The sequence below is a fragment of the Microbacterium ureisolvens genome, assembly GCF_015278315.1.
Lineage (GTDB): Bacteria > Actinomycetota > Actinomycetes > Actinomycetales > Microbacteriaceae > Microbacterium > Microbacterium ureisolvens.
The window spans coordinates 1-21387 of sequence record NZ_JADIJE010000011.1 but is presented as its reverse complement, the minus strand read 5'-3'; the positions used below and the strand labels follow the sequence as shown (position 1 = coordinate 21387).

Sequence of the window (21387 nt, the reverse complement as noted above, 5' to 3'; positions counted from 1 at the left end):
GTCGGCGGATGAGCCGCAGATCGACGAGCCGGAGGGGTCGAACGACGCCGAGGCTGGCGCCCCGGACGCGCCCGAGCCGCTGGTCGACGAGCCCGAGGCGGCCAACGGCGCCCAGTATGAGCAGACCGACGGTGCCGAGGCCCGTGCTTCCGAGGGTGGCGAGGTCGCTTCTGTGAGCCCTCAGCACGAGACCGGCTCGGCGCCGGAGATCGACGAGGTGCAGGTGCCGGAGTCAGGCGAGCCGGGGGAGTCGGCACCCGCCGAGCCCGCTGCCGCGCCGCCGACGATCATCGATTCCGTGCCGTCGAGTGCTCCCGCGCCCGAGGGTGCGTCGCACGACGAGAGCTCGAGGACGGCTGAACCCGACCTCGACACGGCGGACGACGGCGCGGAAAGCTACGAGGCGGACCAGGCGAGCGAGGAGGCCGCCTCGGGCGAACCAGTCGACGAGCCCCAGCCGACCTCGGAAGAGTCTCCTTGGGTCGATTCGGGCGACGGGTTCGTCGAGTCGCCGACGACCACCGCAGCCGACGAGTCCTCACCGGTGTCTGATGAGTCTGCTGCCGCTGAGGCGGACGCCGAGGTGCCCGGTGTCACCGACGCAGACCCGGACCACTCCCACCAGGATTACCCGCACGACGATTCCGGCCGCGACCACTGACCCGTCACTGATTCGAAGGCGACGGATGCCGCTCCCGCGGCCTCCGTCGCCTTCGGCGTTCCTCGCCGATCGAGCGCGGCCGGCGCCGCCTTTGAGGTCGCGCGTTAAAGGCACCCACGCGAGCACCTTCACCGTGCGGGCTATTCGTGCAACACGCGCATATGAGGCAACGAGGGTCCGACCCCGGCGAGGTCTGCCCGCTGGAGGACCGGCATGCGGGCAGCGAGAGAGACTCCAACGAAACGTCCGAGCAGTGGCTGACTCCTAATCCGATGGATGCCGCTCAGTCAGCCCCCACGCCTCGCGCGAGGGAACGAAACCTCGACTCAACTCGTCCTGACCAGTCGTTTCTTGCCGGTCGTGCATTCGACCCACCCCAGCGTGTGCGAACGTCTCGGCTCGCCTCGACCCTTTCGATTCCAATAGCGTTGAACAAGCATGCACGATCAAGTCCGATGAGCGGCTTCGCTGGGTCAGCCAGCCGCCGGTCGAGCGCTCGAGATCGAGTCCCGATTCTCGGACAGGCACCCGCGCACCGGACGAAGATGCTCGCGTCACCGGTCTCGATCGTCGCGGTCTGAAAGTCGTCGAACACGGGACGAGCCTTGCAGACCGACTCAGGGGGCCCTTCGTCTCAACCGAAGCGCCACGGCTTCCGCCGCTTCTTCTGGGGCGCATCGAAATCGACCATGTATTCGGGCATGACATTGTCGAGGAAGAGAATCACGAACCAACTGCCGCGATCCTGCTCGCCCTGCTGGAGGTCCGCGCCCCGCTCCGGGGCGTTCGTCTGAGAGCCCGACGGGGGCGACGGAGCCGCGGGTGGTGTGCCGCCGGGCGCACCGGGCGCCCAGGGTCGCAGCAACAGGAGTGGCGGAGCCTCTGAGGTCTTCGGCTCCTGGAGCCCGCCCCCGGCGCCCGGACTAGGGGGCAGCGGCGGCATGGGCGGCGGTGGTCCGGTTGCGCCCGGTGCACCGTGCGCGATCCCGGGCGGCGGAGGAGGGGCAACGTCCACCTCCGCTCCGAACGAGCCGTCGCCGAATCCGCCTCCGTCGCCGAATCCGCCTCCGTCGCCGCCGGATCCTCCGCCGTCGCCGCCACCACCCGAGTCCGACATCTACGGCCTGCCGCTCCCGAGGCTCACTCGCGAGTCCACCGTCGGTTGGCCTCGATGAAGGAGGCCGCCTTGCCTGCGAGCGAGCCACCGTCGAGTTCGTCGTCTTCGATGGCTTCATAGGATGGGGCGTCGAATTTCCGGCTGATATCGCCGAGGCGATAGTGCTCGTTGAGGTACATCGCCACCTTGTGCTTCTCGGCTTCGCTGAGTTGCGCCGCCTGATCGCGCACCCGCTCGTAGATCTGTCGCGCGGCGGGATCAGCGGGGGGTGGAGGTGCGCTGCCTGGAGCGAGGCCGGCAGCGAGCCCGTCAGCCTGCGCTTGATGAAGCGGTTGGCGTCGGTCGCGGACTTCTTGCCGTTGCCGGGTACGGACGAGAGCCTCGTATCCGAGACCCACGCTCTGTGCGGCCAAGAGCTTCGCGGGGTTTCTCGCTGCTCGAACCGCCCGCTTTACCACCTTGCCGACCTGTCGGAGGAAAACTTTGGGATCCGATGACGGGTCCTCGCCGAAGGGATTCGTTTCCAGTGGGTATTTCTCCCGAATGCGCTCGGCTTCGGGCCGAAGAAGCTCATCCGTCAGGCGTGCACCATCGCGGAGATTCCCGGTCAGATCATCTGATTCCTCGAAGACCACGTCGGTCTCCTGAGGGTCGAAGTCGACCCTCACGGTGGCCACCCGATACTCGGCGTTGTCGAAATCGTCGCGAGGCTCTCGGTCGCTTGGCTGCTGGGTGGTCCGATCGAGCGCCATCCGCGTCTCGCCCGTGCGTGCCGCTTCCTCCCCTGACGCTTGGACCTCGACTCGTCCCTGGACGCCGGCCTGACGCAGAAGCTGCACGACTGCATCGGCACGGCGTTCGGTGAGCTGTTGATTGCGCTCCTGCGAGCCAGGGCGGCTCGCGTGGGCCTCGACGCTGATGATCGCCTTCGGATCGTAGAGATTCTGGCCGTAGATCGCTTCGAGGTTGGCGATGAGCTGCTCGCCTTGGTCCGGCGCGATCGAGGCCAGACCGAATGGGAAGCCGACGACCGGCAGCCGTTCCTCGCGGCCCCTCGTGCTGATGCGCTGTCGCTCGAGGGTTTCCTCCTTCGAAGCATCGGGGCGACGCGACGACGCCTCCTTCGCGGCAGCCGGGCCCGGGCCGAAGGCACCCGGCTGACCAGGCTTCGATGCCGCGCCCGCGGGAGGGGGCGGTGGCGGTGGTGGTGGAGGTGGTGGTGGAGGTGGTGGAGGTGGCGGGGGTGGGGGCGGCGGGGGTGGGGGCGGATTCACGCCGCCCATTCCGGGTGAGCTCACGGTGCCGCCTCCTCCGCCGTTGCCGGCCCCTCGGCCACGGCGGACGCCGGCGCGATCGGGTCGGGCGTCGCCGGCGCGTCGCCGGTCAGGATCAGCTGGTCCATGAACTCGCTCCGGAGCCAGGGCGGCCAGGCGGGCCGTTCCGATTCGAGCGCGATCTGCGCGACGCATCGAGCCGCCGCGCGCACGGTGTCGTCGGCCGGACCGCGTCCGACGACCTCGCCGGCGAGCGTGTACTTGGCCACGCTCCACGTGTGGCGGTATCCGGCGCTCTCCCCGGCGTCGCGGTTGCGAGCCTCCAGCCAGGCGCTCTGCAGTTCCTCGTGCTCGATGGCCGCCTCCGACGCGGACCGGAACAGGCACAGCCCGGCCAGGTCACCTGTGCAGATCCGGCTGCAGTGCGGGTACGGGTCGACGATCCGCCGCATTAGCGTGGCGGTCATGGTCTGGTATCGGGCGAGCCATCCGTCCTGCTCGGCATGTCCGGGTTGGAGCGCGGTGAGAATGACGGGCAGCAGCGTCTCGGCGAAGGCTCTCGTGTCCCCGAAGGTCCACCCTCGGCGGGTGCCCCAGTCCTCCGCGAGCCGCTCGGCGGTGCGCGCCGCCAGACATCCGACGAGCACGTGCCCGTCGAGCCCCGCGGGCACCTCGCGCTGCAGTCGCTGCCGCAGTTCTTCGCCGTCCAGCGCCGCGAGATCCGGCGCACGGGTCGCGGCCGTGGCGATACGCGAGACGCCGCGGCGCAGCTCCGCGGATTCGCTGAGGTCGGACGCGGCGGTGCACTCGCGCTGGCCCGCGCCCCCGTCGGTTCGGGCGCACGCCCAGTGCGTGGGCTCGAAGGCCCTGGCCGTGGGCTCTGCCGGCGTGGCCACCGGGGTGCCGGACCGTGGCGGATCGATCCGTGCGAGGACCGGCGCGTCGTCGCCGTCGCCGAACACGGCGGCCTCGCCCCGGCCGAGCGTGGCAAGTGCGAGCGTCTGCGCGTCGGTCATCGCCATCGCCCCCGCGAGCGCCTCCCGATCCTCCCGATCGACCGTTCGATGCGCGATCTTCGTCCCGGTGTTCTTCAGGACGTCGGGTGCGAGCTTCGTGGGAACCTGGTCGATCACGACGATGCCCTGCCCGTAGGCGCGCACCTCGGCGAGGAGGTCTGAGAACGATTCGACGGCCTTCCTCCGGGCTTCACCCTGCCCTGTCGTGTCCGTCGCCTTGGCGAGCAGCCGGTGCGCCTCCTCGATGACCAGTACGTGGCGGAGCGTCCCGGGCCTCACCGCGGCCGAGCCGGCCCGCATCGACGCACGGAACGCCTCGGTCATCCGGATGAGCAGCAGACCGATAAGAAACGCCTTGTCCGAGGCATCCGCCAATCGTTCCAGCTCGACGACCGCCGGCCCGGACAGGAGGCGATCCACGGGGAAGGGCGAGCGTGTCTCGAAGATGGCGCGCTTGCTGCCCGCGCGGAGCCCGTCGATCCGGCTCCGGAGGGAGCCGTGCACCCGGCCGCGCGCCTCGGGGTCGAACCCGAACTCGTCGATGATCGGGTCGATCGCTCCGGTGAGGTCGGCCAGCGTCGGGAAGGCGAGGGCGGGGTCGTCCTTGGGTCCGAGGCGCGCGTTGCGGCCGGTGGGGAGGTCCCATCCGCGGTCGCGGTACACCTTCAGCATGCAGAGTTCGAGCACCTGCGGCAGCGGGGTCCACATGTCCCCGAAGCTGGCCGCGAACACGCTGCGCAGTAGGTCGATGTGCTCGCCCACTGTCGTGCCCGGGCCGACCTCGAACGGGTTGATGCTCAGCGGTACGCCGTCCTCCCCGCCGACGGTGAGGATGGTCACCGCGCGCGCGAGCGTCGCCGACGAGGCATCCCCCTCGAGTTCGACGGCCAGCTGCCGGTACTCGCGCTTGACCGGCTCGATGACCAGGAACGGGACTCGCTGCTCGTCGAGCCGGCGGAGCAGGTTGACGCTCGTCGTCGTCTTCCCGGAGCCCGTGACTCCGGCGATGAAGAGGTGCCGGTTCAGCGCCTCGGTGCTGACGGTGACCGGATCGCCGAGCGTGTCCACGGCGGCATCGCGCGGTCCGGTCCGTCCCGCAGGGCCGGCGATGACCCGTCCGAGGGGGATGGACCCGGCGCCGTCGGACGCGACCGGGACCGCGTCGAAGCGGGGCACCACGTCCACATGGAATCCTGGGACCTCCCGGGTCGGCAGGTGGACGTACGCGGAGAGCGCGCGCGAGCTCAGCAGGCTCTGATACTCGTACGGGTAGGCGTAGGGGCCGCCTTCGGCCCGCGGGCGACCCAGCGGGAAGGTCCACGACCGGGTGACCTCCTGCGCGAGCCGCGGTGAGTCCACCGGCATCGCGCGGATGCCGTCCGCGATCGGGCGGCCGCCGGTGTGCACGCTCCGCCAGACGGCGGCGAGCACCGGCAGCAGGCCCGGGTCGGCGCGGAGGAAGACCGCGGTTCGCCACGCGCCGTTGGAGGCGGCCTCGACGAGATCGTCGAAGAAGGGCTTCGCGAGCTCCTTCCACTGCTCGACAATGGGCGATTCGATGCCGGCGGCCCGCTGCTCGCCGAGCGCCAGGTCGATCTCGGCCGTGAGCGCCTCGCGGACGGATCGGGGAACCGACTCGGGCTCCGGCGCGGCGAGGATCGTGGCGCTCCACCGCGCCGGTCCCATCGCGCGCACCAGGCGATCGATCGGGAACGTGTTGTCGCCGCCGATCGGCGCACGCGGGGTGGGGAACCCGGTCACGAGCTGCAGGCCCCGAGCGCCCGAGGACGCATCGGCCTCCGCGGATACGGCCCGCGCTGGCCCCAGGTCGACGCGGGGGTAGAGTCCGCGCAGCATCGACATGAACACCTCGAGCCGGCGGCGGCACCGCTCGTCGGCGCCCGGCGAGCTGGACCACGTTCCCAGGTGCACCCGGATGCCGCCGCCCACGTCGTCGGTGCCGACGCGGAAGGCCACCGGGATGCGGTACGCGTAGGCGCCGGCGAGGAATCCTTCAAACGGGATGCGCCACGTCGCCGGGTCAGTCGGCGGCGGAGCCGGCTCTTTGTCGTCGCGGCCGATGCCACCCACCTCGAATTCGTACCGGGTCCCGGGGACGAAGAGTTCGCCAGCCGCGTCGTCGACGAGCCGTTCGCTCCTCGCCGCCCCCTGCAGGTAGGCGATCCGCCCAGCGACCCGCTTGGACAGGTTGAGCTGGTTCACGGGCCGAGCCGCCCGTCCAGCCGGTTCGCGGGCGCCGAGACCGACGTCGAGCATCCGGTCTCGCCGAGCGTGGCTGCTGGGAACGCGTTCGCCCGCTGGCCGAGGAGCACCATGTAGAGGATGACCGCGATCACCACCGAGAGCACGAGCGACCAGAGGAGCCGGTGGGACCGCCAGACGACCCCGGTTGTCCGGTTCTCGATCCAGGTCGGGACGACCTGCCCGGCGGGCCTCCGCCGCCCCCGGACCACGACTTGGTGTCCCTCCGCCACGTAGGGGACGCCGAACGGGAACGCGAAGACGCGGCGCACGTCGACCGAGTCGCCGGCGGGCGTGCGCAGCTCCATGGAGAAGACCGCGTTGCCGTTCGCTTCGGGAATCCGCACGCGGGTGACGACCCCCTCGACGTCTCCCCCTCGACCTGAGGCGCGCGCGTCGGGGCCTGCCGAGCGCTCGTCGGCCGGCTTCTCGCGCTCGAGTTCGGCGTCGACGCGCTCGACGTACCTCGGCGTCGCGTTGGGCGAGAGGAGCGGCTGGTCGGGCGGCGCAGCGACCATCGCGGGCGGATGCCCGATCGGCTGCTCGAACGGGAGGTGGTCCTGCCCGCCCGGGGAGGCAGCAGCCGGCGTCGGAACCCCGTCGTCTCCCGCGGTCGCTCCGAATCGGATGACGGCCCGCGTGGAGCCGAACTCGAGGATGTCACCGTCATGCAGCACGCAGCCTCCATCGATCCGGCGTCCGTTCACCGACGTACCGTTCGCCGACTTGCGGTCGTCGATCGTCACCTGCCCGCCGCGGCTGGTCACGACGGCGTGCGTAGATGAGACGTGCGGGTCATCGACCCTGATGTCAGCATCCGCCCCGCGACCGATCACCAACGTCGATCCGGCGTCGATTCGGACCTGTTCGACCGAACCGTCGTGCTTGGCGATCTCGAGAACTGCCGTGCTCATCGCGCCCCACCGAATCGTGGCAGAGTTGCCCACGAGGAGCATCCTCGTGTGGACTCACCCTCCGGCGCGAGTCTCCTCCGGGCCCGCTGAGCCTGTCAAGACGACCACCTCTCACGCGCCCAAGCCGGAGCGCGGATACGGCGCAGCCCGCCACAGCGCCGACCAGTGTGCGGGGCCAGAGCCAGACGACGAACTTCGTGCAGCGAGGTGATGCTCTTTCTAACACGGTCCACGCGCAGATTAGCCCGGCAAGCCAGGACGACACCCGAGGCTCGGGTTTCCATAGCGTGGCGGTCTTAGAAATCTCGTCGGCTCCGCTCGCGAAGCGCATCCAGCGCGAACTCGACGATAACCGACGCGGCGACCCCCCACAGCACGCCGGCGACGAGCAGCTGAGCATGAGCGATCGCAGTTCCAGTGGCGTCGGTCCATCGCGCTTCCCGGTTGAGAGGTCGGGGTCGTTCGACTCCGACCGCCAATACACAGCTGGGTTGCGTCCGGGGGTGTTGGCGGTGATCGAACACCCGGCTACGAGCTCGCTGCTTCCTGAGTCGGGGGGGCCAGAGAACGAAGTGGATTCTCCTGTTCCAAACTAGGTGCCGCGTACACAAGGGACCCGGGGCCGGAGGGGGCGATCAGATCCTCGTCGAACGGAGGCGGACCACCGAGCACCTTGGCACCCATCGAGATCTGCGGTGTCCGTGCGACTCGCATGCCAGCGCCAGTCGCCGTCCAGGGGACCACCGTCTGAAGCAGTTGTGACCCTGATCGCCTGGTATGCGCCGTCAACCGGCTCGACCGGGCTATTGACATGTCGGTAGCGCTCAGAGTCCTCGTCGAGTCCGCCCTCCTCAGGTGTCGCAGTGGCCCTACCGACCCCGATCGAAGCAACGGCTGCAATCTGAGCTTCACCCCCCCGAGAGCCGCATTGAATACTCTCACTGATCAGGGTGTTGCCCGCCATCACGTTGGAGGATGATGGCACCACCCGCATCGTGCCTGCACAGTTTCATCACGTGGTCCCGCCAGGTTGGCGTTGGTTCCGATCAATCGCACACCGTTGGACTGCTTTTCTTGCAAGAACCGATGGAGGTGGCTAGTGGTCCAACGTGTGACTCAGCGGTCCAGGTTCGCCGGGTCGGTCGTCGTGGCCGCGATTGTTCTTGCAGCGCTCGGCATCAGTCTGGGTGTGCAAGCGGCATCGCCATCGGGGGGGCTCGCCGACGGCTTCAATGACAGAGTCGAGGTGCTGGCCGACAAGCCCGGCGTCCAAGTGAATCTGCGTTGGTCTGTGGGCGCCACAGGCGAAGTGACGGTGGCGATCTCGTCGGACGCGGAGTCGAATTCGTCGGACGTGCCCTCCACGGATTCCTTCAACGTCTATGTGTTTCTGACATGCGACGCGCGACTTTCGGGCCTCCACTACCCCGACGCCGAACGCGGTCCGATGTATGAGACCGGTAGCTTCGAGACCATCTCGCCTTGCTCTGAGGGCTATGAGGGCGTGGAACGACCCGACGGCATCACGCAGTTTGTCAGGCTCCCCTTCCGCGACGGCGGGTTCCAGCTTGAGGGCGTCGGGCGTCCTGTACCTGCCCAGTTCCGCGGCACGCCGGTCGCTCGCTGGGTGGACTCGTCAGCGGGAGTCCGAGTCGCACGCACACCTGAGATCGTCAGCCAAGGACCCCGGTCCGCCCCAGGCGCGCAGGATGTTCAACTCGAGGCACTGGATGGCCGGTCGACCTTCACAGTCGAATTGAACGCCACAGCAACGGAGTCGCTCTCGGACTCTGAGCCACGCGGCCTTTCAACGTACACACTCCCGACGGTGAATCACCGGCACTATTCATCGGCTGAACCTTGGGCGACCTCGGTGGTTTGGCAGGCAACAAGCGTTGACGGGCTCAGGCCCGGATACGCAACTTGGACGGACCCCGTCGGGCGCACTGTTTCGAACTTGAGCCTTCTCCTTTCCGGTGCGTTCCTCGGTGTCGCGGCATCTCTCCTCATTGAGCTGATGTTCGACCGGGCCCGCGCCACGAACCAAGCAGCGGGAGGAGCGCTCGCAGCACGCAGCGTCGCTGGCGCCACGCATTCCGGTACCAGAACCAGGCCGGGGTGGCGACGACGAAGTCGATGGATCGCTGGAATGCGCGCGCTACACCCGCCGCCCCCGTCAGCTTCGAGGATCCGACTATCAGCGATCGCGGCGTGGACCGCCGCGATCTTGATCGGCGTGAGCGTCATCTCGGTCCTGCTAGCTACCCTGCTGCCGGACCGGAACCTTCTCCAGATCCCTGTCGTGACGTACGTCCTGGCTTTGGTCGCGCTCGCGGGGCATTACCTCGCTCGCCCGGATCGCGGCCGTCTGATCGGCTTCACCCTGTACGCCACCGCGGCAGTCCTAGTCCTGGTGTCGGCGAACGCGGGCGCAAGCGGCAACCCGTTCTATAGCGTTCCGGGTCAGAACGCCTACCTCGGCCTCCTCGCGTACGGGGCGGTGTTGGTCGTCATCGGGTACTGGCTCATCGTCGCCGGAAGGCGCGCATCGCGTTTCGCACGGAGCCTCCGAAGCCCATCGATCTGGGTGCTCGCCGCGGGCGCGACAGCGATACTGATGGCAATCCGATTCGGGGCTGACGAATGGGCGCAGTTATGGCCCTGGCTCCACCCGGCAATCAACTGGTTCGATCAGTTCCTAACCGCCGGGCTGCTGCTTCTCGCGCTACTGAGCGTTGCAGGGCTCGCGATTGCCTACACCATTTCCGCCCGCCGATTGTGGCGTGAACGGTTCCCCGGTAAGCCACGACGGAAACGCCCTTAACGATTTGCCGACGAGCTTCGCGCCTCCCAGCTCGAATCCTGCGATTGAAGGCGAGCGCCGTAGCCGTGAAGAGATCGACCTCAGCGGACGACTACTGGCCCCAGGTGGCAGAGCTTCGCGAGCAGTTCGAACCGGTGCGGCGAAGTTCCGCGAGGATCGAGAGGACTGGCGCGGGCGCAAGGGGCCATACCTGCGGGAGTACGTCACCATGGCGCTCGGCGGCGCGCCGTCCTGGGTCGGGGCTGCTAGCAGCGCGCTCGAGACGACAGCGACCTTCGCCATGGAGGCACTGTCCCGATCGCCCCGCGGGCGCCGCCGCAGGCAAGCTGGGTATCAAGCTCGGCTTCGCGGCACGCCCGCTGGAGCATTTGCACAATTGGTAGGTGAAGCACTTCAATCCTGACTTGTCGATCCTGATCGAGATGCACGACGAGGCCGACCAGCTTCGGGGCCTTGAGTCTGGGGCCAGCGTTGGGATCATCGGCAACTCGACCAGCTGGAGCGGCTCGCGCATGCACGCGCCGACTCCTTCTCAAGTTGCGGCTGCTCGCACAACCCGCCGGTGGACAGGGCCGTTCCCCCGAATCCCGGCCTTAAAGTGATGGCGCGACTACCCAAGACTGCGCAGCCGCCCTGGTGCGATTCGGTCCTAATGGGACCCTCAGGGTGCTCAGTCCCCTGGATAGCGACGGAGTGAACCGCAGCGCGATGAGCGGCCGGCGTCAGGGCACCGCCAGCGAATGGACGAGAGGTCGCTTTCGGCCCCCGATGTCACACGACCACCTGCTCACTCCTGGACGTCCTTTCCCGATGCCCGCTACCGGGCCGCAAGAGGATGCCGATCGAACGTCCCGAAGACCGTCGTGTCGTCCCGCTTACGTGCGTTGCCCGAATGGGGATCCTGACGGGTAAGAATTCCGCTGCGTTACGCGGCGAACTCAGTACCGCAAACAAGGCAGAAGACCCGTTCGGTAGCTTCGTCAGGCACCTTGAGCGGCTCATTGGGGTGGCACGGCGGCTCGACAATCACCATGTCGTCCGGTTCGATGAGCGGATCAGGCGTTTCAATGTCCAGGCTGAACGATGGATTGGGCTTGTAGGTGAACCCCTTTATGCCCTTGAACATCTCGGCCATCGTGTCCTGGACGACCTGTTCGATCGCCCCACCAGCGCTGCCGTAGCCGTACTCAAGCTGAGCCGGCGTCCACCAAGAGTCAAGACCGGAGGGCTCGCCGCACCGCGGGCAGTAGTACTGGGTCGCCGGCTCGGCGTTCGGATCGCCTTCGTCATGGTTGAACCACTTGAACTCTCGCTCACACGTGGGGCACTCGCGGCGAAGGAAGCCGTCGCCGTCGAGAGGAAGGCTCACGGATACTCGAATCTCTTCGTCCACGGTCGTCATCCGTTCATGTCGAGAAACACGTCCTGGCGATGTTGCTCGCCGCTATCGCTGCGCGCAGTGATCGTGACGTCGAAAGCGTCATCCATCCCCGCACCGCCGAAGACCATGCGCGAGGTCATCACGTCAATGGTCACCGAACGTCCGCCGCCGGGAATCTTGGGAATAACGGGGAGTCCGGTCGAGCGCAGGTCAATACCCGCCTTTTCCGGCACGGTGAGCGTGACGTCGTACGCGGTCTCCGTACCGCGGTTGATCACCTGGAGCTTGTCGATACGGCTGCCGCCCTTGTTGAAGTACTTGAGGTCGAAGTCGATTGGCTTACGGATCGCGCTCGCGCTCGGTAAGCGTCGACCGAGCGCAAGTCCGTCGCCGGGTGGTGGCGGAGGTGTGAAGTCGCCCGTAGTGTGCCAGTCCGTCCCTGTCAGATCGACATCACAGCCTGCGGTCCTGAGTCTGGTTGCGAGCGCCTGGCGGCTCGTCGAAGAGTTGGTCAGCCGGATGGCGTGACGACCGGCAACATCGCTGAAAGGCCGCACCTCGCCTACCTCGACCAGCACAGTCCGTTTCGCATCACGACCGAGGGCCATTCCTGCTTCAAAGAGCACGTTTGGCCGAGCCTGCGCCGCGGGCTGAGTCTCGATATCACCCTCGCCGTTCGCATAGCGCGGCTGCAGATAGGCGATCTCGTCTGGTGTCATAAGCACCACGACGGCGGTCGCATGCTCGAATGCGGCGTCGAGCACCTGCCCGATGTACGGCGAACCTTCCCCGGTCAGCTCGACCGCAGTCGTCCACTCCATTGGGGACAAGTTGATGCTACGAAGAAAGTCAAACATGGCCTTGCGCAGCAACTCATTGCGTCCATGTACTACGAAGACCGACCGCGTATCACTCGGGCTTTTCAACGATGCTCCCCTTGCGTGTGGCGGGCTGTGCCCACGCGCGAATTAATGGCTCCCAGGGCTAACGCTACGAGTCGCCCCCGACATCGGCGTTCATTGAAGCTCACCATGTGCGTTGCCTCGAGGTCCTGGGGACCGCGCCCGACCACTGCCCCCGACTCTGCAGAGCGCGTGCGCGTTGAGGGATTCGGTGATCCGCGACGGGCGACGACATCACCATGCCAGCGAACTCCGGTGCGTACGCTGGCCGGATGGGGACGATCACGGTCGAGTACTGCGACTGGTCCGCGCACTCCGGCCATGACCGGAATGCCTGTGAGGGTCATGTCGCGCGACTAGTGGCGGAGACGCATTTCGGTGTCCGCGTGCAGCAGGGATCCGTACATGGGCTACGGCTGTCACGGGACACCTACACGCTGGTGAGCACTCGCAACTCGCTCTGGGTCCCGCGGGAGTTCTCCCCGAGAATGTGGGACGCCCGGATGGACGACTTCGCCGACGAGGATCACCGCACCTATTCCGACGATTGGTGCGCTCGGAGGCGGGCGCTGGCGCTGGAGAACTTCGACCTGAACATGGCATACTCCGCGCGCCTCGACATGGCCGAATTCGAGGACGCGCTGCAGGCCGCGGTACGAGGTATCGCTGGCGTGCGGGAGGTGACCGATCTGACTAAGTGGGACGCGGTTCCGGGCGTCTACGTGATGGTGCTCGACGACTACAAACAGGTGTACGTCGGCACGACCAGCCCGCAGGTCGGGGTGATGAAACGCATCCGCCAGCATTGGACGAACAGCAAGCCGCTGGACCGCCTAATCTTCGGGACGGTGACCACCTCCATCCTGTCGATCGACAGCTTTCGGGCTCTGGACACTACTCGCATCTACGCTGCTCGCACCGGCGTCCCTTTCGAGCACGAGCGACTGCTGCTTGAAAAGTTCCCCGAGGAGTTCACTCTCAACCGCGTAGCTGGCCGTGATCCCCGAGAGCTCGGGATCCTCCACGCTGCTGGCTACGACACAATCCGGCAGCGCGGCTTGCAGGTTGCAGAGGACGCGTGATCGGCTGGGCAACCTTCGAGGGGTGAACGCGGAAGCCCCACTCACGGGCACTGCCCGTTTGGGGATCCCCTAGCGTGCGGCGAACGGTGAGGGGGCGTCAGCGCGCATCGGGTATGTCGTGCTCGATCAACCTCAACCGGTCGAGGTGCCGCAGAATTCGCGAGCAGAGACCGCGGTGGTTCAACGGGCCGGTGTATCGAATGCGATCGAGTCGAATACGGCGCGTGCCTCGGCGGTGAGCGTCGGGTCGACCTCCTTGAACTGACCTACGGCGATCATTGCGAGCTCACCGTTGAGGTCGAGAACTCGTTCTGTTTCGCGATGGGCTGCGTCGCCGTATGTGCGGGTGCAGGTGCTGGCACCCGAGTCGGCGAAGAGGCAGAGACGGTCCTCGTCGCACTCTGTGAAATCGACGTCGTCCTCGACGGTGTACTCGAACTCCAGGCCAGAGTAGTCGCCCATGGTGATCTCGACTGGTGCGGTCGTTTGGGTCGACGTCTGGGCTGCCATGGCGTCCACGTAATTCTGCACGGAGGGGGTCTCGACGAAGGTGCCCTGCCACTTGCACGCTTCTGTGGGTACTGACGTGGGAGGTAGGAAGTTCACGAACACCTGCCACGTATCGTCCACCTCCTTGAGAACACCCCACCCGAAGGATTCCCAGCCGTCGGGGACCGTGATCTCGAATGGGACGTTGAAGCCGGTCACCAGGTATGTGCCCGCCTCCAGGCTTTGCATGTCACCGGAGTCGGGGAGCGGAGCAACTTCCTCCGTGTCTCCGGGCGCTGCCGTGGGGGCTGTATCGCTTGCCGTGCAGGCCACGAGAGCCACGGAGGCAAGCAACGAGAGGGCGGCGCCGATCGCCTGCCGGCGGCGCCTTCGAGCGGCGCTGGTTTGAACCTGTGAAGTCCACATGGGAGTTCCCTTCAGTCTGTGCAGCGGGTGCTGCACCGACCAGTAGAGGACTCGTCGATATCAGCACGATACCGGCGCGCGAGCAAGCGATAACAGCCTGGTATCACCCACCTTGACGGATGTCGGCGGCGGGCGGACAGTGGGGTCATGGAGGTGCGCGTCCTGGGTGCGCTGGTGCTCGACGAGGGCAGGATCCGACTGGCTCCGCGTGATCGAGCGGTGCTGGCTGCACTCACGGTCCGCCTCGGCGCATCGGTCTCTGTCGAGTCTCTCGCGACGGCGCTGTGGGGGGATCACCTGCCGGCGTCGTGGTCGAAGGTCATTCCCGGCTGTGTGATGCGGCTGCGGCGGGCCATCGCGCCGGCAGTGGTGGAAACCACCGCCGTGGGATATCGCCTCCTTCCGGGTCATCTCGAAGTCGATGCGGAGCAGTTCGAGAAGCTGGTGGCCCGTGGCGCACAGCAGCTCGAGCTCGGCGACCCAGACCGTGCCGCACACACCTTCACCGAAGCACTGGCGATGTGGCGGGGTGATCCTTTGCCGGAGCTCGTTGATTGGCCGCCGGCTCGGATCGCAGCAGATCGACTGCAGGAGATGCGTGACGCCGTGGAGGAACAGCTGCTTGAGGCACGGCTGCAGGCGGGGGATGTGCAGGAGGTCGCGGCCATGGCACGAGCGCGGGTGGCCGAAGCACCGCTGCGCGAGCGACGCTGGGTGGTGCTCGCCCTCGCGCAGTACCGCCAGGGTCGTCAGGCGGATGCGCTCTCGACCGTCCGACGGGCGCGAGGTCTGCTCAACGCGGAGCTCGGGCTCGACCCGGGAACGGAACTCGCCGAGCTCGAGCAGGCGATCCTCCGGCAGGATGCCTCGCTGCTCTCCGAGCGGGTGTTCCGGGTGGCGAGTCCGGAGTGCCCGTATTTCGGGCTGCCCCCGGCAGGCCTTGCCGACGCCGACCGCTACTTCGGCCGTGAACAGGAGCTGGCTCGAGCCCTACGCGTGCTGGAGGAGGACGGCGTGCTCCTGGTCTCCGGGTCATCCGGTGTCGGCAAGTCATCCTTCGTGCGGGCAGGGATCGGTGCCGACGTTATTGCTCGCGGACGGGAGGTCGCGATCGTCACGCCGGGTCAGCATCCGATCGAGTCCATTCACGACGTGCCGCTCACGGCCGGGGACTCGCTGCTCATCGTTGATCAGTGCGAGGAGGTTTTCGCCGCGGAGGATCCTGCCGAGATCCGTGAGTTCTTCGAAACACTCTCCACGATGGTGTTCCGGGGGATGGTCGTCGTCGCGATCCGCGCGGATCGCCTGGGCGACCTGGCCGATCATGCCGGATTCGCTGAACTCGTCCAGTCGCACCTGCTCATGCTCACCCCGCTCGGTCCAGCGGGCGCGAGAGCCGTCATCGAGAAGCCTGCGGATCAAGCCGGCCTCATCCTCGAGCCAGGCCTGGTCGAGATCCTCGTTCGCGATGCCGACGGCCGCGCGCTCCCCCTGCTGTCTCACGTGTTGCGGCAGGTCTGGTCCCGCCGTGAGGGGCGGGTCATGACCGTCGAGGGGTATCAGCTGTCCGGATCGATCGGGGGAGCAATCGCGAAGACCGCGGAAGACGTGTTCGCCTCACTCTCCGCCGATGAGGAGCGGATGCTGCGCCACATCCTGCTGCGCCTGGTGGAGGCATCCCCGGACGGCGCACTGATCTCTCGCCGCGTCGAGCGGGGTCTGGTCGCACCCGACGACGGCCACGCGATGATCGTCGATCGACTTGTGAATGCCCGCCTGCTCACCGCCGACGAGGAATCGGTGCAAGTGTCGCACGAGGCGCTCGCTCGCGAGTGGCCCAGGTTGAAGGAATGGCTGCAAGACGATTTCGAGGGCCAGCGCATCATGCGGCACCTCGCCTCCGCCGCTACGGCGTGGGACGGAATGGGTCGGCCCGAGAGCGAGCTGTACCGTGGCCCCCGACTGTCGATAGCGCGGCGATGGCGTGAGTCCGCCGACCCCGCGCTGAGCGCGGTTGAGCGGGACTTCCTCGACCACGGCGTAGCGAACGAGGACGCGACGCTACGGGCCGCCCAGCGTCAACTGCGCAAGGAGCGGCGCATGGTGCGACGGCTCTCCTGGTTATCGGCAGGCGCCGCCGGTCTGGCAATCGCGGTCATCGGAGCTGGACTCATAGCCGGGTGGCAGGCGGATAACGCAGCGAAACGCGGGACGGTTGCCGAGGCGCGCAGAGTCGCTGCTCTGGCGCTGAACGAACCGGAACTGGATCGAGCATTGCTGACCGCCGTGGAGGCCATACAGCTCTGGGACAGCCCCGAAACCCGCGTCAACCTCGTGAGAGTGCTCTCCCGCGCACCACGTGTGGTCAGCATCTTCAGAACAGATGAACCCGCCCCGATCAGCATGTCGCTCGGGGCAGATGGGGTGCGCGCTTCCGTGATCGATGTGGACGCGGACCTGCGGCTGTTCGATCTCCAAGACCGATCACAACTGGGCGAGTACAGCCCATTCGGCGGCACCATGCTGGCCTCCGCTCTGGATCCCGCGTCGGGAGATGTCGCTTTCAGCGAGGGCACAGGGCGCTGCGCCGGGGTCAACTGTGAGGGGACGCGGATCGGAACGATCTCGCTCGACGGCAGCCGCTCCGGCGTGGTCACCTACGACGGGTTGGCGACAGCGCCCACCGACATCGAGTACTCGGCCGACGGATCACTGCTGGCCGCGGTCGCGCCGAGGACCGACGTCCGTTCAGCGGCCGCCGTCGCTGTCTGGAAAGTCGCCGCCGCCAGCCCTGGCAGCCCCATGATCGTGGATGTGAGCGTCGTCGACCCCATGGCCGATCCTGGCAGCTTGGTCGGGCAGCCGAGACTCGGATTCTCACCCGACGGCTCACGGCTGTATGTGGGGGGATTCGGCCCCACAGTGGTGCTCGACACGGCGTCAGGAGCGGAAATCGGTCGCGTGGACGGACGGGGGCTGCTCGCCGTCAGTCCCGACGGTCACCGGATCGCGGTGCGCGACGGCCTACTGTCGGTACGCATCGTCGACCTGTCTGCGCTGGAGGCGTCCGCTACGGTTCCGTTGTCGCTGGTCGCAACGGACGCCACCTTCAGTCCTGACGGCCATCAGCTCGCAATCGCCACCGGCACCGACGTCGTCGTCGCCGAAGTCGAATCGGGTGAGGTGACCCAAACGCTGCGGGAGCATGACGACACGGTCACAACCGTCGACTTCGCCCCCACCGGAGAGCTCGTCACCTCCGCGGTTGACGGCGCGATCCTCACCTGGAACCTTCACGACTGGTGGACGGACCTCGGTATGACGAGCTCCGTTCGGCACAGCGATCAGGTCGCGCAGGACGTGCGCACCGTCGTCCAAGAAGACAGTCACCGGGTCACCCGCGTCATCACGGCCGAGCCCACCGCCTGGGAGCGACGGGCATGTGAGCTTGCCGGGCGGGCACTCGACGCGCAGGAATGGGAACAGCTCTTCGGAGGCCGCGTGTACGAGCCCGCATGCCACCCGGGACTAGCGGGCTGATCCGGCCACGCAGCCCCGTTCTGACCCAATCCCTATCGGCTCGAGGGATCCCCATCCGGGCAGTGCACGCACGCGGACCCCAGGCGTGCCCATGGGGGTGCGGTTCGGAACTCAAGCGCCGGGGACGTAGTCCAGCGACGCTCCCTTCGGGACGGCGTCGCCCGCGAGGGGATTCCGGGTCATGTTTGGGGCGCACGGATGATCGGGGGGACGGTGTAGGTGCCGTCGAGCACGGCGTTGCCCGGCTCGTACATGCGCAACACCGGTCGGAACTCTCCCGCAGGCGCAGGGAGCCAGTTGGCCGCCTCCACGTCGGATCGTGGCCGTTCATGGCTGATCGTGACGGTCAGCGACCCATCATCGGCGAGCACGATCCCGGGGGTGCGGTCTCCGATGGAGTAGCGGTCGATCGGGTTGTCGACGAGGAAGAAGTCGGGGAGGGAGTACATCGTCACCGACCAGAACGCGTTCACCGGCGGAAGCGGATCGAATCGCAGCGTGTACGTGTGCTCCCCGGTGAGCTGCTCGCCGCGGTCGTCGACGTACGTCATGACGTAGGCCGCTTCGTAGGCATGGTTGCCCCACAGCCCACCGAGCGCGGCACCCGCGCGCGCTGCGATACGGGCCTTCGGATCGGAGATCTTGAACTCGTCATCGTCGACGGTGCCGACCTCGAAGTAGTCGAGGTTGTAGTCGAACACGTGATAGCCCAGCGTCCAACCGTTGACCTGAGTGCTCAACCCCGACTTCAACACGTTCTCCAGCGTCGACCTGCCGGTGGCAAGACCCGCCGCCAGCGAGGCGACAGTCTCCTCGGGCAGGTCGACGAACGGAGACGATCCGCTCTCGCCGATACCGAGCGGAGCGAGGGACTCCTGCAGGGCGCGATCGCGCGGAGCCGGGGGGAACTGCTGCGACCACACCCGCAGCTTCTCCAGGAAGCCGAGCGCTTCCGGAACCGTCGGATCCGGCGCGTCTAGTCCAGCCGGGATCGCCTCCGCATCCATCTGCGTCAGGGTCGTCGCATCCTGCAGCGCGTGCACCGCCGGCAGCTCGTCGGCCGAGCCCACCGCCCACCGGCCCACGATCGCGGCGATCGTCGTCGGGAACCGGATCACCGTGACTCCATCGGCGGCCTCCCCCTCCCAACCGGGAGCGACGAGCAGGAAGTCGCCCTCGCCGGTGCCCGTCGCGCGGTGTCCGACGTACGCGAAGTTGTTCGTCCACGCGTCGACAAACTGCAGAACGTAGTATCGCCCACCGGTCTCGGGCACATGAAGCGCCACCGGACCTACGCTCAGATCGACCGTGGCCATCGAGTACACCGTGTCGTTGTTGATCGACACGAACGTGTCCGCCGGTCCTGCAAGAGCACGTCCATGACTGAACGAATTGAACGCCGCCGGCGGAGTAGATCCGATCCCTGTCGTGGTCATCCTGATCACCTGCTCCAGGTTGAACACGAGAGGGAACCCGTACAGACACGACTCGGTCAGCAAGTTCGTGTCCAGCTCGTCGGTTGCCACGCCCCCATCCTTCCCGCATCACACCTCGCGACGAAAGCCCCAAACCTCAGCTCCACGAAGGGTCCATCGCGGGAAGTCCTCAGGTTCGTTTGGATCCCCTTGCGCGCATCGAACGAATGAGGGGCGTTGGCGTGCATTCCATTCCGATGCCTGGGCTTGCAACGTGCGGTCGATGAGAGCTGCAAGAGCGGAAGCCTCATCTGGATGCTCACTCCAGCGTCGACTCGCGGCCTCGCCACATCTCACTCCCTCGCCGGACCGCCTTTGGGTTCCTGTACCAACGAGTTGGCGTCGATCCTCCCGCGGCTGGGGCCCTTGACCGGGCCTGATCGGGCCCCTGACCGGGTGCGGACCCGTCAGGCGTTGTCGCTGGTCGGTGGCATCCCGAGGACGGTCAGCATGCTCGTGAGTGAGCCGATCTCGACGCTACGCGGGTCGGACGAGAAGTCGTGCTCAGCGCGTAGGTCGTAATACGAATGCAAGATCGTGCTTTCAATGACCTCGTCGATCCGTGAATGCCGCACCGCCTCTTGATCGCTGACCTCGACGATGGCAGACCCGAGATCCCCTGCGGCGACGTCGACGAAGCCCACTGACAGCACCTCGCGAGGATCGTCGAGGGAGACGGCGTTGAACACTCGGGCAGGCACGCCGAACCCTTTGTCGGCCCCCCACGCAGTGATGAAGTCGTCGAAGGTCGCACCTTCACGGAGCCGACGGCGGAAGGCGGCGAGGATCATGGCCCCAGAGTATTGCGATCGTCGCCACCTCGATCCGTGACTCATGCCCGCGAGGTCTGCCGGAAGCGAGCCGCTTTGGCTGAATCGCGGATCACCGTCGTCCGGGAGCCCGTCCTGATGCGGGCCCCCTGGAGGGTGATGACGTCAGGTGTTGAGCTCATTTACCTCGGCGATTACGTCGAGGCGGATGAGCAAGGAGTCGCCGGCCGCCGCAATGTTGCCAAATGCCCAGGCAGCGACCACTGCGGTGATGATCGTGAACGCCACGATGGCCGGCCAGGCGTATCTGCGCTTCACAGTGAGGACAAGAGCTGTGACCGCGCTAAGGATGGCGAGGGTCTGGCCGGCAACGGTTGCGAACGCCATGCGAAGCGCGCCGTCGACTGTGAGCGCGCCGTAGCTGTTGAACACGACATTCAGCACCATGGGAATCAGGATGACGCCGAGCAAGAGGACGGTGCCACGACCGATCCGTCGGGGTCGCTTCACCGTCGGGTCCGTCTCTGCAACGGGCTGCGCTGTCATGCTGTGACCCTATCCAGAAGAACCCGCTGGAGTCAGGGCGTCGCCGTCGGCGCGGTGCTGACGAAGCGTCCGCTGACGCGGCGAGCGCGGACGAGGGTCGCTACTGTCGGGCGGCCGCTGCAAGCAGACCTTGAGCCACAACTTGGTAACCGCTCGCCGCATCGCGAAGGATTGTCTGACCCTCACTGCCATAATCCGGCTATGACACAAGAGCCCCTGGGGGCGGCTCCGGAGTCCGGTCAGCCGGTTCCGCCTGCCCCGTCGCAGCAGCCCGTTCAGCAGCCCGCATACGCAGCACCCGCGCCCGGGCTTGCGGCACCCGCGCCACAGCACACTCAACCGCCGGTGTACACCGCGCCGGGCGCACCAGCCCCGCAAGGTCCGCAGCCGCCGGCCGAGAAGAAGCCTCGCAACATCCTCGGCCTGATCGCGCTGATTGTTGCTGGTATCGGCTTCATCTTCGCCTGCATCCCCGGCGCACTGATCCTCGGATGGATCCTGCTGCCGATCGGCTTCATCCTCGCGCTCGTTTCACTGTTCTTGCCGGGCAAGGCGAAGAACCTCGGCATCATCGCCCTGATCGTTTCGATGGGACTGCTGCACGAGTAGGTGACATCTGATCTGGCTTGCCCGAGGGGTAGGCCTGGAAGGATGTTGCTGTGCCCAAGCCGTACCCGAGCGAGTTCCGTGACGACGTGGTCCGCGTCG

Annotated in this window: 13 protein-coding genes; 4 read left to right on the top strand and 9 right to left on the bottom strand. The window is 67.0% G+C overall.

Annotated elements, in window-relative coordinates:
• Positions 1 to 1801 precede the first annotated feature (1801 nt).
• Genes IM767_RS15840 through IM767_RS15830 form a run of 3 tightly spaced genes read right to left on the bottom strand, consistent with a single transcriptional unit; the run spans position 1802 to position 7244 of the window.
• Complete coding sequence (locus IM767_RS15840) at positions 1802 to 3076, bottom strand: OmpA family protein (protein WP_162564391.1); 1275 nt, start codon at positions 3074 to 3076, stop codon at positions 1802 to 1804.
• Positions 3073 to 6291 (bottom strand): ATP-binding protein, encoded by a 3219-nt coding sequence (locus IM767_RS15835; RefSeq protein ID WP_162564392.1) that lies wholly within the window; start codon positions 6289 to 6291, stop codon positions 3073 to 3075. The genes IM767_RS15840 and IM767_RS15835 overlap by 4 nt, the downstream gene beginning before the upstream one ends.
• A complete protein-coding gene (locus tag IM767_RS15830; RefSeq protein ID WP_162564393.1) occupies positions 6288 to 7244 on the bottom strand; it encodes an FHA domain-containing protein in 957 nt (318 codons plus the stop codon). The genes IM767_RS15835 and IM767_RS15830 overlap by 4 nt, the downstream gene beginning before the upstream one ends.
• Before the next feature lie 1111 nt (positions 7245 to 8355).
• On the opposite strand from IM767_RS15830, the gene IM767_RS15825 reads away from it, so the two are divergent.
• Entirely contained in the window at positions 8356 to 10068 is a 1713-nt protein-coding gene (locus IM767_RS15825) for an MFS transporter (RefSeq protein WP_162564394.1), read from the top strand.
• A 925-nt stretch (positions 10069 to 10993) separates the two neighbouring features.
• On the opposite strand, the gene IM767_RS15820 is transcribed toward IM767_RS15825, so the two are convergent.
• Complete coding sequence (locus tag IM767_RS15820) at positions 10994 to 11470, bottom strand: hypothetical protein (protein ID WP_109211938.1); 477 nt, start codon at positions 11468 to 11470, stop codon at positions 10994 to 10996.
• Positions 11467 to 12375: a TIR domain-containing protein gene (locus IM767_RS15815; RefSeq protein ID WP_206759222.1), complete on the bottom strand. Its 909-nt coding sequence runs from the start codon at positions 12373 to 12375 to the stop codon at positions 11467 to 11469. Before IM767_RS15815 ends, IM767_RS15820 begins: the two co-directional genes overlap by 4 nt.
• A gap of 479 nt (positions 12376 to 12854) precedes the next feature.
• On the opposite strand from IM767_RS15815, the gene IM767_RS15810 reads away from it, so the two are divergent.
• Entirely contained in the window at positions 12855 to 13433 is a 579-nt protein-coding gene (locus tag IM767_RS15810; protein WP_162564395.1) for a hypothetical protein, read from the top strand.
• A 180-nt stretch (positions 13434 to 13613) separates the two neighbouring features.
• On the opposite strand, the gene IM767_RS15805 is transcribed toward IM767_RS15810, so the two are convergent.
• The gene (locus IM767_RS15805; RefSeq protein WP_239453469.1) at positions 13614 to 14348 is read right to left on the bottom strand and encodes a hypothetical protein; all 735 of its coding nucleotides are present in this window, start codon (positions 14346 to 14348) and stop codon (positions 13614 to 13616) included.
• Positions 14349 to 14495: 147 nt separating this feature from the next.
• Here IM767_RS15805 and IM767_RS15800 point away from each other — a divergent pair, with 147 nt between their 5' ends.
• Positions 14496 to 17888, top strand: coding sequence for an nSTAND1 domain-containing NTPase (locus IM767_RS15800; RefSeq protein ID WP_109211941.1), 3393 nt, complete (start codon positions 14496 to 14498; stop codon positions 17886 to 17888).
• A gap of 179 nt (positions 17889 to 18067) precedes the next feature.
• Here the strand turns inward: IM767_RS15800 and IM767_RS15795 are convergent, their stop codons facing one another.
• The 3 genes from IM767_RS15795 to IM767_RS15785 form a co-directional block, all read right to left on the bottom strand.
• The gene (locus tag IM767_RS15795; protein WP_239453471.1) at positions 18068 to 19414 is read right to left on the bottom strand and encodes a DUF1254 domain-containing protein; all 1347 of its coding nucleotides are present in this window, start codon (positions 19412 to 19414) and stop codon (positions 18068 to 18070) included.
• 356 nt (positions 19415 to 19770) lie between these two features.
• Positions 19771 to 20154 (bottom strand): hypothetical protein, encoded by a 384-nt coding sequence (locus tag IM767_RS15790; RefSeq protein WP_109211942.1) that lies wholly within the window; start codon positions 20152 to 20154, stop codon positions 19771 to 19773.
• 144 nt (positions 20155 to 20298) lie between these two features.
• The gene (locus IM767_RS15785) at positions 20299 to 20679 is read right to left on the bottom strand and encodes a hypothetical protein (protein WP_109211943.1); all 381 of its coding nucleotides are present in this window, start codon (positions 20677 to 20679) and stop codon (positions 20299 to 20301) included.
• Positions 20680 to 21024: 345 nt separating this feature from the next.
• On the opposite strand from IM767_RS15785, the gene IM767_RS15780 reads away from it, so the two are divergent.
• Entirely contained in the window at positions 21025 to 21288 is a 264-nt protein-coding gene (locus IM767_RS15780) for a hypothetical protein (protein WP_109211944.1), read from the top strand.
• The last annotated feature ends 99 nt before the right edge of the window (positions 21289 to 21387 follow it).

Excerpts from the sequence above, each read along its gene's own strand:
- IM767_RS15810 (WP_162564395.1), top strand. The coding sequence starts at position 12,855 with ATGGACGACTTCGCCGACGAGGATCACCGCACCTATTCCGACGATTGG.
- IM767_RS15785 (WP_109211943.1), bottom strand. The coding sequence starts at position 20,679 with ATGACAGCGCAGCCCGTTGCAGAGACGGACCCGACGGTGAAGCGACCC.
- IM767_RS15830 (WP_162564393.1), bottom strand. The coding sequence starts at position 7,244 with ATGAGCACGGCAGTTCTCGAGATCGCCAAGCACGACGGTTCGGTCGAA.
- IM767_RS15800 (WP_109211941.1), top strand. The coding sequence starts at position 14,496 with ATGGAGGTGCGCGTCCTGGGTGCGCTGGTGCTCGACGAGGGCAGGATC.
- IM767_RS15820 (WP_109211938.1), bottom strand. The coding sequence starts at position 11,470 with ATGACGACCGTGGACGAAGAGATTCGAGTATCCGTGAGCCTTCCTCTC.
- IM767_RS15790 (WP_109211942.1), bottom strand. The coding sequence starts at position 20,154 with ATGATCCTCGCCGCCTTCCGCCGTCGGCTCCGTGAAGGTGCGACCTTC.
- IM767_RS15805 (WP_239453469.1), bottom strand. The coding sequence starts at position 14,348 with ATGTGGACTTCACAGGTTCAAACCAGCGCCGCTCGAAGGCGCCGCCGG.